Consider the following 522-nt stretch of genomic DNA (forward strand, 5'->3'; position numbering starts at 1 on the left):
GTGTCCCATCCCGGACGATTACATAGACCCTCGGCGCTCTGCCCACTTCATGGCAAGATCGCTTCTGTGCGATGTTCGGGACGGGAGGCGAGCATGCTGATCTCACTTCACAAGCAGGCGACGACGACACCGAAGATCCGAGCGCAGATTCAGGCCAGCACCGAGCCTGCCCGGTTGGTCGCCGAGCGTTACGGCATCTCCGAACAGACGGTCTGGAAGTGGCGCAAGCGGGACAGCGTTCACGACCGCAGCCACACGGCGCACAGGTTGCAGACCACGCTGACACCGGCCCAGGAAGCCATTGCGGTCGCGCTTCGCACGACGCTGTTGCTACCGCTCGACGATCTGCTGGCGGTGGTGCGCGAGTTCCTGAACCCGGACGTCTCGCGCTCCGGGCTGGACCGCTGCCTGCGTCGCCATGGGGCCGGTAACCTGCGGGCGTTGAAGCCGAAGGTGCCGAAGCTGGCCCATGGCAGCTTCAAGGCCTACGAGCCTGGCTACCTGCATATCGACGTGAAGTAT

At 64.2% G+C, this 522-nt stretch carries 1 pseudogene; it reads left to right on the forward strand.

From position 1 onward, the window contains the following. Positions 1 to 93 precede the first annotated feature (93 nt). Positions 94 to 522 (forward strand): annotated as a pseudogene (locus Q4543_RS24565) (IS481 family transposase); the annotation flags it as partial.

It is taken from the genome of Salipiger sp. 1_MG-2023, assembly GCF_030547555.1.
Classification (GTDB): Bacteria; Pseudomonadota; Alphaproteobacteria; order Rhodobacterales; family Rhodobacteraceae; genus Salipiger.